Below are 15,840 nucleotides of genomic sequence, written 5' to 3'. Positions count from 1 at the left end.
GTCAGGACGCCTCCGACAGCGGGGCCTCCCGCCGCCCGTCGCCGGGGACGGGCGCGGTGCGGACGAGCCGGGCGAAGCCCTCGGCCAGCACCCGCCACGTCGCGGCCAGCTGGGCGTGGGCACCCTCGACGGCGTCGAGCAGGGCGCCCTGGTCCAGCCCCCGGGCGGCGTGGGTCGCCGCGTCGGAGGCGGCCCACGCCGCGACGACCGGACGGTCGGCCTCGGGGTGGAGCTGCACGCCCCAGACGCTCGGGGCCAGGCGCGCGGCCTGCACCTCCCCGCCCGGCGTGCGGGCCAGCACGACGGCCTCCGGAGGGAGCGCCGTCACCACGTCGTTGTTCCAGTGCACCGCGACGGCCTCGGGACGGGCGGCCACGATCGCCGCGAACAGCGGGTCGGTCGCCGCCGCGTCGGTCCAGCCGACGGGCGTCACCCCCACGGTCTGCCCGTTCGGGTTCCGCGCGACCGCGCCACCCAGCGCCACCGCAGCGAGCTGGTGACCCAGGCAGATGCCGAGCGTCGGCAGGCCGCGCTCCGCCGCCTCGCGCACGAGCGCGCGGACCGCGGGGAGCCAGGGCGCGACCTCGTCGTCCGTCGCGCCCGGCGAGCCGCCGAGCACGAGCACCCCGGCGTACCCCTCCAGGGTCGGCAGCCGGACGCTCGGGTCGTCGACGCGGCGCACGTCGAGCTCCACCCCGCCCTCGACGAGCCACGGACCGAACAGGGCGGCCGGGCAGTCGGCCTGGTGCTGGACGACGAGGAGGGTCGGCACTCAGATCACCGGGAGCATGAGGTCGCGCTCGAAGGCGGAGACCTGCGTGCGGTACTCCTCCCACTCCGCGCGCTTGTTGCGGAGGAAGAAGTCGTAGACGTGCTCCCCCAGCGCCTCGGCCAGCAGCTCGGACGAGTCGGCGACCTCGATCGCCTCGGACAGCGTCTTCGGCAGCGGGTCGATGCCGAGGCTCTTGCGCTCGCGCTCGGTGAGCGACCACACGTCGTCCTCGGCCTCGCGGGGCAGCTCGTACTCGTTCTCGATGCCGCGCATGCCGGCGGCGAGGACCACCGCGTAGGCCAGGTAGGGGTTGCACGCGGGGTCGAGCGTGCGGAGCTCGACGCGCGTCGACTGGCTCTTGTTGGGCTTGTACATCGGCACCCGCACCATCGCGGAGCGGTTGTTGTGGCCCCAGCAGATGTACGACGGCGCCTCGCCGCCCCACAGGAGCCGCTTGTAGGAGTTCACCCACTGGTTGGTGACGACCGAGATCTCGCCGGCGTGGCGCATGATGCCGGCGATGAAGTGCCGTCCGGTGCGCGAGAGCTGATATTCCGCCCCCGCCTCGAAGAACGCGTTGCGGTCGCCCTCGAAGAGCGACAGGTGCGTGTGCATGCCCGAGCCCGGGTGGGTCGTGAACGGCTTCGGCATGAAGGTCGCCCAGATGCCCTGGCTCAGCGCGACCTCGCGGATGACGGTGCGGAACGTCATGATGTTGTCGGCGGTGCTGAGCGCGTCGGCGTACCGCAGGTCGATCTCCTGCTGGCCGGGCCCACCCTCGTGGTGGCTGAACTCGACCGAGATGCCCATGGCCTCGAGCATCGTGATCGCCTCGCGACGGAAGTCGGAGCCCATCGACTGCGGCGTGTGGTCGAAGAAGCCCGTGCGGTCCACCGGCACCGGGTCGACGCCCACCTCGGGGATGTTCTTCAGCAGGTAGAACTCGATCTCGGGGTGCGTGTAGAAGGTGAAGCCCTTCTCCGCCGCCGCGGCCAGGTTGCGCTTCAGCACGAACCGGGGGTCGGCGTACGACGGGCTGCCGTCCGGCATCACCACGTCGCAGAACATGCGGGCCGTCGAGGGACCCGTCGCCCGCCACGGCAGGATCTGGAACGTCGAGGCGTCGGGGAGCAGCAGCATGTCGGACTCGTAGACCCGCGCGAAGCCCTCGATCGCCGAGCCGTCGAAACCGATGCCCTCGGAGAAGGCCCCCTCGAGCTCCGCGGGAGCGACCGCGACCGACTTCAGGTGACCGAGCACGTCGGTGAACCAGAGCCGGACGAACCGGACGTCACGCTCCTCGAGAGAGCGGAGAACGAAGTCTTCCTGCTTGCCCATGGCGTCACCCTAGTGGTCGTCGCCGGGCACCCGCTCCAGGTCCGCCAGCCAGGCCGCCGCCGTCGCGTCCGAGGGCATGCGCCAGTCCCCGCGGGGGCTCAGCGTTCCGCCCGCCACCACCTTCGGCCCGTTGGGGAGGGCGGACCGCTTGAACTGGTTGGCGAAGAACCGTCGCACGAACACGTCGAGCCAGCGACGGATCTCGGCGAGGTCGTACTCGGCGCGCCGGTGCTCGGGGAAGTTCGGCGGCCACTCGCCCGCCGCGCGGTCCGACCACGCGTGACGCGCGAGGAGCGCGATCCGGCTCGGCGCCATGCCGTAGCGCAGCACGTGGAAGAGGGTGAAGTCCTGCAGCGCGTAGGGCCCGACGCTGTCCTCGGTGCGCTGCGCCACGCCGTCCGCGCCCGTGGGGATCAGCTCGGGCGTGATCTCCTGCTCGAGGATCTCGCCGAGCACCTCGTTGGTGTCCTCCTCGAACTGACCGCTGCCCATCACCCACCGGATGAGGTGCTGGATGAGGGTCTTCGGGACGCCGCCGTTGACGTTGTAGTGCGACATCTGGTCGCCCACGCCGTAGGTGCACCACCCCAGCGCCAGCTCCGAGAGGTCGCCCGTGCCCAGCACGATCCCGCCGCGGTGGTTGGCGAGCCGGAAGAGGTAGTCGGTGCGGAGCCCGGCCTGGACGTTCTCGAAGGTGACGTCGAAGACCTCCTCGCCCTCGGCGTAGGGGTGCTGCAGGTCGGCGAGCATCTGCCGGGCGGCGCCGGTGATGTCGATCTCCTCGAAGGTCACGCCGAGCGAGCGCGAGAGCCGCGTCGCGTAGGACTTCGTCGTGTCCCCCGTCGCGAAGCCCGGCAGCGTGAAGGCGTGGATGTCGCTGCGCGGCCGACCGAGGCGGTCCATGGCCTTCGCGGCCACGATGAGCGCGTGGGTGGAGTCGAGACCACCGCTCACGCCGATGACGACCTTGGGCTGCCACGCGTCCCCGCCGATCGCCTCGAGGCGCCGCTCGAGCCCGGAGACCTGGATGTTGTAGGCCTCGTAGCAGTCCTGCGCCAGGCGCTCCGCGTCGTCCGGCACGAAGGGGAACCGGTCGACCTTGCGCCGCAGCCCGACGTCGCCGGTCGGCGGGTCGAGCTCGAGCTCGACGACCCGGAAGTCGGCGTCGCCGAGCACCGCCCGGCGGTTGTCGTCGAAGGTGCCGGTGCGGAGCCGCTCGAGCCGCGTGCGGTCGAGGTCGGTGTCGACGATCGTGCGGCGCGGGCCGTCGGGGAACCGCTCCGACTCCCCCAGCAGCTCGCCGTGCTCGTAGACCATCGTCTGCCCGTCCCACGACAGGTCGGTGGTCGACTCGCCCTGGCCTGCGGCCGCATAGACGTACGTCGCGAGGCAGCGCGACGAGGCCGAGCGCGCCAGGAGGTGCCGGTCCTCGGCGCGGCCCACGGTGATCGGGCTGCCCGAGAGGTTCGCCAGGACCGTCGCGCCGGCGAGCGCGGCGAGCGCGCTCGGCGGGACCGGCACCCACATGTCCTCGCAGACCTCGACGTGGAGCACGAGGCCCCGCACGTCGGTCGCCGCGAACAGGAGGTCGTCACCGAGCGGCACCTCGTGGCCGGCCAGCACGATCGTGCCGCCGAGGTCGTCGCCCGGGGCGAACCAGCGGCGCTCGTAGAACTCCCGGTAGGTCGGGAGGTAGGACTTCGGCGCGACGCCCAGCACGCGTCCGCGGTGCACGACGACGGCGGCGTTGAGCACCCGGTTGCCGTGCCGGATCGGGGCGCCCACGACGAGGATCGGCAGCAGGTCCGCCGAGCCCGCCACGACCTCCTCGATCGCCTCGAGGGTGGCGTCGAGCAGCACGTCCTGGAGGAAGAGGTCCTCGGCGGAGTAGCCGGTGAGGCACAGCTCCGGGAAGACGGCGACCGCGACCGCCTCGTCGTGGCAGGCGCGCGCCTGCTCCAGCACCGCCCGCGCGTTGGCCGCCGGGTCACCCACGGCCACGGGCAGCGTCACCGCCGCCACGCGGGCGAAGCCCTGCCCGTAGATCGAGGCCCAGTCCTGGTCGTCACGCGTCGCCGAGGTCACGGGGCGAGTCTGCCGCACCGACGGGCGGCCGCAACCGGGGTGGGGCTCAGGAGCGGACGAGCCGCGCGATGGCCGCGGAGGCCTCCTTGAGCTTGGCCTCGGCCTCGTCGCCGCCCGCATGGGTGGCGTGGGCGACGCAGTGCTCGAGGTGGTCGTCGAGGAGTGCCAGCGCGACACCCCGCAACGCGCTGGTCACCGCGCTGATCTGCGTGAGCACGTCGATGCAGTACTGGTCCTCCTCCACCATCCGGTGGATGCCCCGGGCCTGGCCCTCGATGCGCTTCAGGCGTGCGAGGTACTTCTTCTTGTCCTCGCTGTAGCCATGGGGTCCCTCGTGCCCCTCGTGCCCCTCGTGCTGCGTCATGCGGTCGTCCTCCCGGGAGTGCTGGTGCGGGCCGCGAAGGTGCGGAGCCGCAGGCTGTTGCCGACGACGAAGACGCTCGAGAACGCCATCGCCGCGCCGGCGAGCATGGGGTTGAGCAGCCCGAGGGCCGCGAGCGGGATGGCGGCGACGTTGTAGCCGAACGCCCAGAACAGGTTGCCCTTGATCGTGCCGAGCGTGCGGCGCGCGAGCCGCACGGCGTCGGCCGCCGACCGCAGGTCGCCGCGCACCAGCGTGACGTCGGCCGCCTCGATGGCGACGTCGGTGCCGGTCCCCATCGCGAGCCCGAGGTCGGCCTGCGCGAGCGCGGCGGCGTCGTTGACGCCGTCGCCGACCATGGCGACGACCCGGCCCTCGGCCTGGAGGCGACGCACCACGTCGACCTTCTCGGCGGGCAGCACCTCGGCGACGACCTCGTCCCCCGGCTGGTCGATCCCGACCTCGGCGGCCACGCGCTCGGCCACGGCCCGGTGGTCACCGGTGAGCAGCACGGGCCGGAGCCCGAGGTCACGCAACGCGGCGACCGCCTCGGCGCTCGTCGGCTTCACCTCGTCGGCCACGGCGAGCACGCCGCGCACCCGACCGTCCCAGCCGACGACGACCGCCGTGCGTCCGGCCGCACCCGCCGTGGCGATCGCCTCGGACAGCTCCGCGGGTACGGCGAGCCCGGCGTCCGCGACGTACCCCGGGCGCCCGACGAGCACGGTGCGCCCCTCGACCTCGCCCTGCACGCCCCGTCCCTCGGCGGAGCGGAAGCCGGTGACCGGCGGCAGCGGCCAGGCCTTGCCCGCGCCCGCCACGACCGCCCGGGCGATGGGGTGCTCGGACCCCGTCTCCAGCGCCCCGGCGAGACGGAGCAGCTCGTCGCGGTCCTCCCCGGCGCCGGGCAGCACGTCGACGAGCGTCATGGTGCCGGTGGTGACGGTGCCGGTCTTGTCGAGCACGACGGTGTCCACGCGACGCGTGGACTCGAGCACCTCCGGGCCCTTGATGAGGATGCCCAGCTGGGCCCCGCGGCCGGTGCCGACGAGGAGCGCGGTGGGCGTCGCCAGGCCGAGGGCGCACGGGCAGGCGATGATGAGCACCGCCACCGCGGCCGTGAACGCGGCCTCGAGCGGGAACCCCGCCCCCCACCACACGCCGAGCGTCGCCACGGCGATCGCCATGACGACGGGCACGAAGACGGCCGAGACCCGGTCGGCGAGGCGCTGCACCTCGGCCTTGCCGGACTGCGCGTCCTCCACGAGCCGCGCCATCTGCGCGAGGCGGGAGTCGGCACCGAGACGCTCGACCCGCACCACGAGCCGGCCGCTGGTGTTGACGCAGCCGCCGGTCACGGCGTCGCCGACCGCGACGTCGACGGGCAGGGACTCACCCGTCAGCATCGAGGCGTCCACGGCCGAGGCGCCCTCGACCACCTCGCCGTCGGCGGCGATCTTCTCACCGGGGCGCACGACGAAGAGGTCCCCCACGGCGAGGTCCTCGACCGGCACGCGCTCCTCGCGACCGTCGCGCAGCCGGGCGACGTCCTTCGCGCCGAGCTCGAGCAGGGCGCGCAGGGCCGCTCCGGCGCGGCGCTTCGACCGCTTCTCGGCGTAGCGACCGGCCAGCACGAAGGCCGTCACGCCGGCGGCCACCTCGAGGTAGACGTTGGCCGAGCCGTCGCCCGGGGCGACGGTGAGCTCGAAGCCGTGGGTCATCCCGGGCTCGCCGGCCGATCCCCAGAAGAGCGCGTAGACCGACCAGGCGAGCGCCGACAGCGTGCCGACCGAGATGAGGGTGTCCATGGTGGCGGCGCCGTGCCGGGCGTTCGTGAACGCGGCGCGGTGGAACGGCCACGCCCCCCACACGACGACGGGCCAGGCGAGCGCCAAGGAGAGCCACTGCCAGTAGGTGAACTGCCACGCCGGCACCATCGTGAGGGCGATGACCGGCACGGCGAGCACGCCCGACCCGACGAGCCGGTCGCGCAGGGCGTGCAGCTCGGCGTCGGCGCGCGCCGTACCGGGGTCGGCCGTCGCGTCGCCGCCGGACGCGGCGGGCGCCGCCGGGGGCGGGGGCAGCTCGGCCGAGTACCCGGTGCGCTCGACCTCCGCGATGAGCAGCGCCGGGTCGTAGCCCTCCGGCACGCGCACCCGCGCCTTCTCCGTCGCGTAGTTGACGCTCGCCTCGACGCCGTCCAGCTTGTTGAGCTTCTTCTCGACGCGCATCGCGCAGGAGGCGCACGTCATGCCGCCGATGAGCAGCTCGACGTCCTCCAGTGGCGCGTCCGTGCGCGGCTCAGTGCTGGTGGTCATGCCCGTGCTCCTCTCCCCCGTGGTCGCTGTCGTGCTCGCCGGTGTCGTGCTCGCCCGCCCCGGCGTCGAGAACGAACGGCGCCGTGTGGACCTGCCCGTCGACGACGACGTCGAGGTAGAGCAGGTAGCGGCCCGCGGTCGGCGCGGTCGCGTGGAAGGCGATGTCCGGCCCGGCGCGGTCGTCGGGCGCCGGCGCGTCGCCCTCGGGGTGCACGTGGAGGTAGCCGAGGTCCGACTGCCGCAGCGCCACGAGGTGCCCGAAGGCGCCGAGGTAGGGCTCCAGCGTCGTCACCGGCTCCCCGTCCCGCTCGACGTGGGCGACGAGCTCGCCGCCGGACCCGCCGACGGTGAGGTCCCCCTCCAGCCGTACGACGAGGCTGCCGACCCGCGCCGTCCGCACCTCCCCGAGGGGGCGGGAGGGCACGACCTCGCCGCCGACCTCGACGGTCGCGCCGAGGGTGGTGGTCTCCCCGCCCGCCGGGACGAAGTCCGCGATGACGCGGTAGCTGCCGGCGGTGTCCCAGGTCCAGGGCAGCGACCAGGTGCCGTCGGCGGCGAGCGTGGGGTGCACGTGGCGGAACCCCTGCCCGTCCGTGCGCACGACGACCAGGTGGAGGTCGCGCTCGTGGCTCTCGTCGTAGTCGGCCAGCGGCGCGCCGTCGGGGCCGAGCAGCCGGAAGCCCAGGGTGCCCGGCGTGCCGGGCGCGGTGGGGGCGGCGAGGTCGGTGAGCTCGTAGCCGTTGGCCGCGGCGGCGAGGCCGCCGACGGCGGTCTCGCCGTGGTCGCCGTGGCCGCCGTGGCTGTCGGTGCCGTCGGTGCCGCCGGTGCCGTGCTGGTCGTCGTGCCCGCTGGGGGCACGCTCGCCCCACGCCTCGACGACCGACGCCGGCACCACGGTCGCACCCACGGCGTAGGAGCCACCGAGCACGACGAGCAGCCCGGCGCCGAACGCGGCGAGACGCGGGGCGGTGCGCATCAGGCGCGCGCCGCGACGTACCCGGCCTCGTCGACCGCCGCCACCACGGCGGCCTCGTCGACGGGCGCGGACGAGGTGACCACGAGGCGGCCGGTCTCGGCGCTCACCTCGAGGGACTCGACGCCGGCGACCTGGCCGACCTCCTCGCGCACGGCGGCCTCGCAGTGGCCGCAGGTCATGCCCGTCACCTGGAACTCGGTCGTCGTCATCAGAACTCCGCTGTTGTCGTCGGATACCCCCTGGGGGTATGTCGTCGACGCAACCGTACGCCGCCGACGGCTATTCCGCGAACGCAGCGGAGCCCGGGCTCAGCGCTCCCGGCGCTCGAGGTCCCGCAACCGCTGGCGGGCGCCCTCCTGGTCGTAGCCGCGCCGGAACTCCCGTCGGAGCACGACCGCCAGCGGGAGCCAGAAGAACAGGACGACGAAGACGAGCACGCCGACCTGCACGGGGGTCGACAGCGGGAGCAGCGCCACCGTGACGACGAAGACGACCAGCAGCCAGGTCGGGGCGGACTGCACGCGGGCGAGCGTGCGTCCGTAGCGGGCCAGCACCGAGGTCACCGTCCCATCGTGTCACGCACCGGACGGCGGAGCGCTCCGTGACGGGCACCACAGCGCCGTACCCGGGGGTCCGTCCTACGCTGGTCGCGGTCCGGGGACTCCAGCAGGGAGCCGCGAGAGCACACAGCAAGGAACTCGACGATGAGTGAGCAGCCCAGCCCCTACGGGTCGGGGCCGCAGGCCGGCAGCACGCCCGCCGCGGCACCCAAGCGGATCCGCACCCACCACCTGCGCGAGATGAAGGAGCGCGGCGAGCGGTGGACGATGCTGACGTCCTACGACGTGTACACCGCGCAGGTCTTCGACGAGGCCGGGGTCGAGGTCCTGCTCGTCGGTGACAGCGCCTCCAACAACGTGCTCGGCAACGAGACCTCGCTGCCGGTGACCGTGGACGAGCTGATCCCGCTGACGCGCGCCGTCGCGCGCTCCGCCCGCCGCGCCCTGGTGCTCGGCGACCTGCCGTTCGGCTCCTACCAGGCGAGCCCGGAGCAGGCGTACCTGACGGCCGTCCGCTTCATGAAGGAGGGCGGCGCCCACGCGGTGAAGCTCGAGGGCGGCGCCGAGATGGCCGCGACCATCGAGAAGCTGACCCTCGGCGGCATCCCCGTCTGCGCCCACATCGGTTTCACCCCGCAGTCGGAGCACACCCTCGGCGGCTACCGGGTACAGGGACGCGGCGACGCCGCGGAGCGGATCCTCCGCGACGCCCGCGCGGTCGCCGACGCGGGCGCCTTCGCCGTGGTCATGGAGATGGTGCCGGGTGACGTCGCCGCCCAGGTCACCAAGGAGCTGGCGATCCCCACCGTCGGGATCGGTGCGGGCGTCGAGTGCGACGCCCAGGTGCTCGTCTGGCAGGACGCCTTCGGCCTCCGCACGGGGCGCATGCCGCGCTTCGTGAAGCAGTTCGCCGACGTGCGGTCGGTGCTGGCCGACGGCGCGCGGGCGTACGTCGACGAGGTGCGCGGCGGGACCTTCCCGGGGCCTGAGCACACGTTCTGACTGCTCACCCAAGGTCGTGGCCCCAGCGCCCCGGAGAACGCAACGCCGGGGCCGCGACTCACGACGAGCTCTCGCCCTCCCACTCCTCGTTGCGCTCCTCGACCTTCTCGAGGGCGTGGGACGCCTCCTCGCGGGTCGCGTAGGGTCCGAGCCGGTCCTTGTTCTTGCACCCGCTGCGCGGCTCGACCGTGTGGTGCTTGAGGCAGAACCACCAGTCGTCGGGCGTGTTGTCGGAGAGTCGGCTCGTCATGACGACACGCTACTCCCGCCCCCGACTGCACACCCGCCAGCCACCCGAGGAGCACCCGTGGAGACCACCGCCAGGACCGTCGTCGACAAGCCGATCGGTGTCGTCTGGGCCGCGCTCGCCGACCACACCGCCATCGAGCAGTGGGGGCCCGGTCTGCGGGTCACCGTCGACGACAGCGGTGCCGAGGAGCCCGGCGGCGTCGGCGCGGTGCGGCGCATCAAGAGCGGCCCGGCGCCAGCGATCGTCGAGCGCGTCACCGCCGTCGAGCCGGGACGCTCGCTGTCCTACGTCGCCCTCGGCGGCGTGCCGTTCCGCAGCTACGGCGGCACCGTGCGGCTGACCGAGCGCAGTGTCACCAGCACCGAGGTGGCCTGGACGCTCCACGCCTCGCGCCGGCTCCCCGTCGTCGAGGGCCTCGCCCTGGCCGGCGTGGCCCGGGTGCTCCTCACGCTGTTCACCCGCGCCGTGCGCCGCGGCTGAGCCACGCACGCCCCCCGGCCCCGCGTCCCTAGAGTGGGCGTCATGTCCCGCGCCCCGCTCACCCCCGGCACCGTCTCCCCCGTCCGTCCGGTGCCCCGCTCGATCCCGCGGCCGGAGTACGTCGGGCGTCCGGTCCCCGAGCGCTTCGAGGGCGACGAGGTGAAGGACGCGGAGACCATCGAGCGGATGCGCGCGGCCGGGCGGCTGGCGGCGCAGGCCCTCGCGGAGGTGGGGCGCGCCGTACGCCCCGGGGTGACCACCGACGAGCTCGACCGCATCGGTCACGAGTTCCTGTGCGACCACGGCGCCTACCCGTCGACGTTGGGCTACCGCGGGTTCCCCAAGTCGCTGTGCAGCAGCATCAACGAGGTGATCTGCCACGGCATCCCCGACACCACCGTGGTGGAGGACGGCGACATCGTGAACATCGACATCACGGCCTACCTCGACGGCGTGCACGGCGACACGAACGCGACGTTCCTGGCGGGCGACGTCGACGAGGAGTCGACGCTGCTGGTGGAGCGCACGCGCGAGGCGCTGAACCGGGGCATCAAGGCGGTCAAGCCGGGGCGGCGGGTCAACGTCATCGGGCGGGTCATCGAGGCCTATGCGGCGCGGTTCGGCTACGGCGTCGTCCGGGACTTCACCGGCCACGGCATCGGCACGCACTTCCACTCGGGCCTGGTCATCCCGCACTACGACAGCGACTACTACGACGACGTGATCCGCGTCGGCATGACGTTCACCATCGAGCCGATGCTCACGCTCGGCACGCCCGACCACGACATGTGGGAGGACGGCTGGACCGCGGTCACGAAGGACCGCCGCCGCACGGCTCAGTTCGAGCACACGCTGCTCGTCACGCCGACCGGCGCCGAGGTGCTGACGCTGCCCTGAGCCGCTCCCGCACGATTCCCGGTGCGTCCTGCAACACCCGTGTTACAGGTCCTGGGTAACGTCCGCTCCATGACGGCCATGTTCGAGGGATACACCGGTGCGGCGGGTCCGGCGTTCGACGAGATGTTCGCCGACGACGGCCTCCGCGCGCCGTACGCGCAGCTGTCCGACTCGCTCGCCGACATGACGGAGCCGGAGCTCCGCAGCCGCGTGGACGCGCTCGCGACGGCCTACCTCGACCAGGGCGTCACCTTCGACATCGGTGGTGAGGAACGCGCGTTCCCGCTCGACATCCTGCCGCGCGTCATCGAGATGGAGTCGTGGTCGCGCATCGAGAAGGGCGTCCAGCAGCGCGTCAAGGTGCTCGAGATGTTCCTCGAGGACGTGTACGACGCGGGCCGCGTCTTCGAGGACGGTGTCATCCCCCGCTCGGTCGTCACGACGTCGTCGCACTACCACCGGGCCGCCGCCGGGCTCACGCCCCCGAACGGCGTGCGGATCCAGGTCTCGGGCATCGACCTGGTGCGCGACAACGCGGGCGAGTTCCGCGTCCTCGAGGACAACGTGCGGGTGCCCTCGGGCGTGTCCTACGTGATGACGAACCGCCGGGCGATCTCGTCCGCGCTCCCGGAGACCTTCGCGCAGCACCGGATCCGGCCGGTCGCGTCCTACCCGCAGCGCCTCCTGTCCGCGCTGCGCGCCGCGGCACCGGCTGGTGTCACCGACCCGACGGTCGTCGTGCTGACGCCGGGCGTCTACAACGGGGCGTACTTCGAGCACGCGCTGCTGGCGCGCACCATGGGCGTCGAGCTCGTGGAGGGCCGCGACCTGGTCTGCCGCCGCGGCCGCGTCATGATGCGCACCACCAAGGGCCTCGAGCAGGTCCACGTGATCTACCGCCGCGTGGACGACGAGTTCCTCGACCCGGTGCAGTTCCGCGCCGACTCGTTGCTGGGCTGCCCCGGGCTGATCAACGCGGCGCGCGCCGGCAACGTCACGCTCGCGAACGCGGTCGGCAACGGCGTCGCCGACGACAAGCTGGTCTACACCTACATGCCCGACCTGATCCGCTACTACATCGGCGAGGAGCCGGTGCTGCGCAACGTCGACACGTGGCGTTGCGGCGAGCCGGACCACCGCGAGGAGGTCATGGACCGCCTCGACGAGCTCGTGCTCAAGCCGGTCGACGGCTCGGGCGGCAAGGGCATCGTCATCGGCCCGCGGGCTTCTGCCGCGGAGCTCGACGAGCTGCGCGGCAAGGTGCTCGACGACCCCCGGGCGTGGATCGCGCAGCCGGTGGTGCAGCTGTCGACGGTGCCCACGTACGTCGGCGGGAAGATGGCGCCCCGCCACGTCGACCTCCGCCCGTTCGCCGTCAACGACGGCCAGCGCGTCTGGGTGCTCCCCGGCGGCCTGACGCGGGTCGCGCTCGCCGAGGGCGAGCTGATCGTCAACTCGTCCCGCGGCGGCGGCTCGAAGGACACCTGGGTGCTCGCCGGTCCCGGCGGCGGCCACCGTCAGCGCCAGTCGCAGCGCCAGGTCGAGATCACCGGCGGCACGACGCCGTCGGCCGGTCCCGTCGCGCAGCCCGTGGCGGTGCTCGTGGAGCAGGAGCAGCAACAGCAGCAACAACGCCAGCCAGGCGTCGGCGCCGCTGCCCCGTCGGTCGAGGGAGGTGCCCCGTGCTGAGCCGCATCGCGGAGTCGATGTTCTGGATCGGCCGCTACGTCGAGCGCGCGGAGGACACCGCGCGCATCCTCGACGTGCAGACCCAGCTGATGCTCGAGGACCCGACCGTCGACGAGGCCGCGGCCTGCCGCACGCTGCTGTCGATCATGGGCGTGCCCTACGACGACGACACCGACATGACCCGGCAGACGATCCTCGAGCTGCTGGCGTACGACGCGAACGCGCCCGGATCGATCGCCGCCGCCCTCGGCGCGGCGCGGGAGTCGGCCCGCCGCGCCCGGGAGACGCTGTCGGAGCCGATGTGGGAGGCCGTCAACACCACGTGGCGCGCCCTGCCCTCGGGCCGCTTCCGCACGCTGCGCCCGCCGGCGGTCTTCGCCTGGGTGCGCGACCGGGCGGCCCTGGTCAACGGCACCGCCGAGGCGACGATGACGCGCGACGAGGGCTACCAGTTCCTCGTGCTGGGCCGCAGCATCGAGCGCGCCGACATGACGGCGCGGCTCGTCGCGACCGCGGCGCTGACGAGCTCGAGCGCGGCCTCCGCCTGGACGTCGACCCTGCGGGCCTGCGGCGCCTACGAGGCCTTCCTCCGGACGTACCGGGGTCTGGAGACCGACCGCGGCGCCGCGGAGTTCCTGCTGCTCGACCGTCTGTTCCCCCGCTCCATCGTGCACTCGATCAGCCGCGCCGAGCAGTGCCTCGACAACCTCGAGTCGGGTGGCGCGCGCGCCGGGTTCGGCAACGACGCCCAGCGGTTGCTGGGGCGCACGCGGGCGGACCTGGAGTACCGCTCGCTGTCGGACGTCGTCGCCAACCTGCCGGCGGAGATGGAGCGGCTGCAGTACACGTGCGCGGCCGCCACCGACGCCGTCACCCGCCGTTACTTCGCCGGTTCCGAGGCGACCGAGTGGCACGGAGGTGCCCTGTGAGCATGCAGCTGCGCATCGTCCACACGACCGGCTACGAGTACGACGGCAAGGCGGTGACCTCCTACAACGAGGCCCGGCTGACGCCGCAGACCTCGCCCGAGCAGATCGTGGCCCACACCCGCCTCGACATCACCCCGACGCCGTGGACGCACACCTACCGCGACTACTGGGGCACCCAGGTCACGTCGTTCGAGGTGCTCGACCCGCACGACGCGCTCACCGTGCAGGCGCAGGCGACGGTCCACACGAACCGTGCACCGCTCCCGCCGCCGACGCTCGCGTGGGAGGACCTGGCGGAGCCGGACGTCGCCGATGTGCACACCGAGTTCCTCATGCTGCCGGACCTCGTGGCCCCGCCGGAGGACCTCGTCACCCGGCTGGACGCGATCCGTGCTGAGGCCGCCACCCCCGGGGACGCCGCCACGGCGGTGTGCGCGCTCGTGCACGCCGAGGTTGAGTACATCCGCGGCGCCACCGAGGTGACGAGCCGCGCCGCCGAGGCGTGGGAGCAGCGCGGCGGCGTCTGCCAGGACATGGCCCACCTCGCCATCGGCGGCCTGCGGCACCTGGGCATCCCCGCGCGTTACGTCTCGGGCTACCTCCACCCCTCGGCCGAGCCGGAGGTCGGGGTCACCGTCGCTGGCGAGTCCCACGCGTGGATCGAGTGGTGGGATGCCGGCTGGCACGCCTTCGACCTCACCAACGCCCAGCCCATCAGCGACCGCCACGTCGTCATCGCGGCGGGCCGGGACTACGGGGACGTGCGCCCCCTGAGCGGGATCTTCGCCGGGGCGCGCACGTCGCGGATGTTCGTCGAGGTCGAGGTCACGCGGCTGGCGTGAGACCGAGCGGTACGGCGCGGGTCCCCCCGCGCCGTACGCTCCGGTCCGCTCAGACCAGGTCGTCCACCGTGCCGCGCCGCTCGGCGAGCCGCCGCTCGATGCGGAGCGCCGTCGACTCGTGCTCGGGGTCGCCGGTCATGGCGGCGGAGAGCCGCGCGTGCGGGAGCGCGTCCTCGAACCGCGACTGCCGCTCCAGGCTGCGCGCGAGCGCGTGGCGCGCCCAGTCGTCGCTGGGGTTCTCGTCGACGAGGCCCTGCAGCTCGACCTCCGCCCGCTGCAGCTGCGCACGCATGAGGAACGCCCAGGCGCGCAGGCTCCGCAGGCCGTAGTTCTGGGGGTCGAGCTCGAGCGCCGGCTCGATGAGCGCCAACGCCTCCGCGGGGGCGCGGCGGGCGAGCAGGTCGAACGCCGCGCGGTGGGCCGACGTCGCGTCCTGCGTCTGTCCCGGGAACACGATCGCCGGGGCGCTGATCTGCTCGATCTGCTCGGTCCAGTCGGTGTGGTCGGTCATGGTGTCCCCTCTCGTCGTGCCTGCCGCCCCCAACGTCGCCGGTGGGGGCGTTGTTCCCCTATCCTGCTCCGTGCGGATGGGCTGGCCGGGCGGCCGCGGCGGCACCCTCGGGTGTCGTCGAGGAAGGTCCGGGCTCCACAGGGCGAGGTGGTGGGTAACGCCCACCCGGGGTGACCCGCGGGACAGTGCCACAGAGAACAGACCGCCTCCTCCGGCTCCGGCCGGCGGGGGCAAGGGTGAAACGGTGGTGCAAGAGACCACCAGCGCTCCGGGCGACCGGAGCGGCTCGGTAAACCCCACCTGGAGCAAGGTCGAGAAGTCCGCCTCCGCGAGGAGGTGGACGCGCGTGCGTTCGAGGGCTGCCCGCCCGAGCACGCGGGTGGACTGCACGAGGTCGTCGGCAACGGCGGCCCTAGATGGATGGCCGCACATCGGTGCCCGGCAACGGGCCCGAGGACAGAACCCGGCCTACAGGCCAGCCCGTCCGCACTCCGCGTCCTGCTCGCGCCGCGTGTCCCACGTGGCGGCGCCGACCTCGCGCCGCGCGTCGAGCAGCGCGCGGAGGCTGCGGGTGACGTGCGGCGAGCTGGGCAGCGTCTCGGCCATCAGGTCCGCGACCCGGGCGTACGTCACCGCCAGGTCCCGCTCCGGGCCCTCGGACAGGTGGTGGTAGTCGAACCGCCGGAGCAGCAACTCGTCGTGGGAGGGCCTGGTCTGGTTCTGCACGGCAGATCCTTCGAGAGGGAGGGTGGCTGGCACGCGGCCTTTGCCCCAGCGTGCGTGGGGGATCCCCGGCCACCAAGCGGTCCCGGCAGAGTTGTCGAACCCTT

The 15,840-nt window shown here is 73.3% G+C and carries 16 protein-coding genes and 1 other RNA gene; 7 read left to right on the top strand and 10 right to left on the bottom strand.

What is annotated here, in order from left to right; genetic code table 11:
• Position 1: 1 nt before the first annotated feature.
• The 8 genes from PIR53_04080 to PIR53_04045 form a co-directional block, all read right to left on the bottom strand.
• Positions 2-772 (bottom strand): type 1 glutamine amidotransferase, encoded by a 771-nt coding sequence (locus PIR53_04080; protein ID WZH53176.1) that lies wholly within the window; start codon positions 770-772, stop codon positions 2-4.
• The gene (locus tag PIR53_04075) at positions 773-2,110 is read right to left on the bottom strand and encodes a glutamine synthetase family protein (GenBank protein WZH53175.1); all 1,338 of its coding nucleotides are present in this window, start codon (positions 2,108-2,110) and stop codon (positions 773-775) included.
• A 9-nt stretch (positions 2,111-2,119) separates the two neighbouring features.
• Complete coding sequence (locus tag PIR53_04070) at positions 2,120-4,195, bottom strand: NAD(+) synthase (protein ID WZH53174.1); 2,076 nt, start codon at positions 4,193-4,195, stop codon at positions 2,120-2,122.
• A 46-nt stretch (positions 4,196-4,241) separates the two neighbouring features.
• Positions 4,242-4,559 (bottom strand): metal-sensitive transcriptional regulator, encoded by a 318-nt coding sequence (locus PIR53_04065; protein ID WZH53173.1) that lies wholly within the window; start codon positions 4,557-4,559, stop codon positions 4,242-4,244.
• Positions 4,556-6,874: a heavy metal translocating P-type ATPase gene (locus tag PIR53_04060; GenBank protein ID WZH53172.1), complete on the bottom strand. Its 2,319-nt coding sequence runs from the start codon at positions 6,872-6,874 to the stop codon at positions 4,556-4,558. The genes PIR53_04065 and PIR53_04060 overlap by 4 nt, the downstream gene beginning before the upstream one ends.
• Positions 6,858-7,850, bottom strand: coding sequence for a heavy-metal-associated domain-containing protein (locus PIR53_04055; protein ID WZH53171.1), 993 nt, complete (start codon positions 7,848-7,850; stop codon positions 6,858-6,860). The genes PIR53_04060 and PIR53_04055 overlap by 17 nt, the downstream gene beginning before the upstream one ends.
• Positions 7,850-8,059, bottom strand: coding sequence for a heavy-metal-associated domain-containing protein (locus PIR53_04050; GenBank protein ID WZH53170.1), 210 nt, complete (start codon positions 8,057-8,059; stop codon positions 7,850-7,852). Before PIR53_04050 ends, PIR53_04055 begins: the two co-directional genes overlap by 1 nt.
• Before the next feature lie 99 nt (positions 8,060-8,158).
• A complete protein-coding gene (locus PIR53_04045; GenBank protein WZH53169.1) occupies positions 8,159-8,413 on the bottom strand; it encodes a hypothetical protein in 255 nt (84 codons plus the stop codon).
• A gap of 141 nt (positions 8,414-8,554) precedes the next feature.
• On the opposite strand from PIR53_04045, the gene panB reads away from it, so the two are divergent.
• Positions 8,555-9,412 carry a 3-methyl-2-oxobutanoate hydroxymethyltransferase gene (gene panB / locus PIR53_04040; protein WZH53168.1) on the top strand — a complete coding sequence of 286 codons (858 nt, stop codon included), beginning with the start codon at positions 8,555-8,557 and terminating at the stop codon, positions 9,410-9,412.
• Between the two features lie 58 nt (positions 9,413-9,470).
• On the opposite strand, the gene PIR53_04035 is transcribed toward panB, so the two are convergent.
• Complete coding sequence (locus tag PIR53_04035; protein ID WZH53167.1) at positions 9,471-9,662, bottom strand: hypothetical protein; 192 nt, start codon at positions 9,660-9,662, stop codon at positions 9,471-9,473.
• 57 nt (positions 9,663-9,719) lie between these two features.
• Between PIR53_04035 and PIR53_04030 the strand changes: the two genes are divergently transcribed.
• The 5 genes from PIR53_04030 to PIR53_04010 all read left to right on the top strand — a co-directional run bounded on the left by PIR53_04030 (position 9,720) and on the right by PIR53_04010 (position 14,499).
• Positions 9,720-10,142 carry an SRPBCC family protein gene (locus tag PIR53_04030; GenBank protein WZH53166.1) on the top strand — a complete coding sequence of 141 codons (423 nt, stop codon included), beginning with the start codon at positions 9,720-9,722 and terminating at the stop codon, positions 10,140-10,142.
• 42 nt (positions 10,143-10,184) lie between these two features.
• Entirely contained in the window at positions 10,185-11,039 is an 855-nt protein-coding gene (gene map, locus PIR53_04025) for a type I methionyl aminopeptidase (GenBank protein ID WZH53165.1), read from the top strand.
• Between the two features lie 69 nt (positions 11,040-11,108).
• Positions 11,109-12,728: a circularly permuted type 2 ATP-grasp protein gene (locus tag PIR53_04020; protein ID WZH53164.1), complete on the top strand. Its 1,620-nt coding sequence runs from the start codon at positions 11,109-11,111 to the stop codon at positions 12,726-12,728.
• Positions 12,722-13,657, top strand: coding sequence for an alpha-E domain-containing protein (locus tag PIR53_04015; GenBank protein WZH53163.1), 936 nt, complete (start codon positions 12,722-12,724; stop codon positions 13,655-13,657). The genes PIR53_04020 and PIR53_04015 overlap by 7 nt, the downstream gene beginning before the upstream one ends.
• 2 nt (positions 13,658-13,659) lie before the next feature.
• The gene (locus PIR53_04010) at positions 13,660-14,499 is read left to right on the top strand and encodes a transglutaminase family protein (protein ID WZH54395.1); all 840 of its coding nucleotides are present in this window, start codon (positions 13,660-13,662) and stop codon (positions 14,497-14,499) included.
• Positions 14,500-14,548: 49 nt separating this feature from the next.
• Here the strand turns inward: PIR53_04010 and PIR53_04005 are convergent, their stop codons facing one another.
• A complete protein-coding gene (locus PIR53_04005) occupies positions 14,549-15,010 on the bottom strand; it encodes a tetratricopeptide repeat protein (protein ID WZH53162.1) in 462 nt (153 codons plus the stop codon).
• 77 nt (positions 15,011-15,087) lie between these two features.
• Here PIR53_04005 and rnpB point away from each other — a divergent pair.
• Positions 15,088-15,497: RNase P RNA component class A (gene rnpB, locus PIR53_04000), an RNA gene on the top strand.
• The last annotated feature ends 343 nt before the right edge of the window (positions 15,498-15,840 follow it).

This window comes from Nocardioides alkalitolerans (genome assembly GCA_038184435.1).
GTDB lineage: Bacteria > Actinomycetota > Actinomycetes > Propionibacteriales > Nocardioidaceae > Nocardioides > Nocardioides alkalitolerans_A.
Note: the sequence above shows the minus strand (reverse complement) of the source record. Positions and strands in the feature narration are given on the sequence as shown.

What these genes read in the sequence shown, in the direction of transcription:
- panB (WZH53168.1), top strand. Translation starts at nt 8,555, where the DNA reads ATGAGTGAGCAGCCCAGCCCCTACGGGTCGGGGCCGCAGGCCGGCAGC.
- PIR53_04050 (WZH53170.1), bottom strand. Translation starts at nt 8,059, where the DNA reads ATGACGACGACCGAGTTCCAGGTGACGGGCATGACCTGCGGCCACTGC.
- PIR53_04055 (WZH53171.1), bottom strand. Translation starts at nt 7,850, where the DNA reads ATGCGCACCGCCCCGCGTCTCGCCGCGTTCGGCGCCGGGCTGCTCGTC.
- PIR53_04035 (WZH53167.1), bottom strand. Translation starts at nt 9,662, where the DNA reads ATGACGAGCCGACTCTCCGACAACACGCCCGACGACTGGTGGTTCTGC.
- PIR53_04065 (WZH53173.1), bottom strand. Translation starts at nt 4,559, where the DNA reads ATGACGCAGCACGAGGGGCACGAGGGGCACGAGGGACCCCATGGCTAC.
- PIR53_04005 (WZH53162.1), bottom strand. Translation starts at nt 15,010, where the DNA reads ATGACCGACCACACCGACTGGACCGAGCAGATCGAGCAGATCAGCGCC.
- PIR53_04075 (WZH53175.1), bottom strand. Translation starts at nt 2,110, where the DNA reads ATGGGCAAGCAGGAAGACTTCGTTCTCCGCTCTCTCGAGGAGCGTGAC.
- PIR53_04010 (WZH54395.1), top strand. Translation starts at nt 13,660, where the DNA reads ATGCAGCTGCGCATCGTCCACACGACCGGCTACGAGTACGACGGCAAG.
- map (WZH53165.1), top strand. Translation starts at nt 10,185, where the DNA reads ATGTCCCGCGCCCCGCTCACCCCCGGCACCGTCTCCCCCGTCCGTCCG.
- PIR53_04060 (WZH53172.1), bottom strand. Translation starts at nt 6,874, where the DNA reads ATGACCACCAGCACTGAGCCGCGCACGGACGCGCCACTGGAGGACGTC.
- PIR53_04020 (WZH53164.1), top strand. Translation starts at nt 11,109, where the DNA reads ATGACGGCCATGTTCGAGGGATACACCGGTGCGGCGGGTCCGGCGTTC.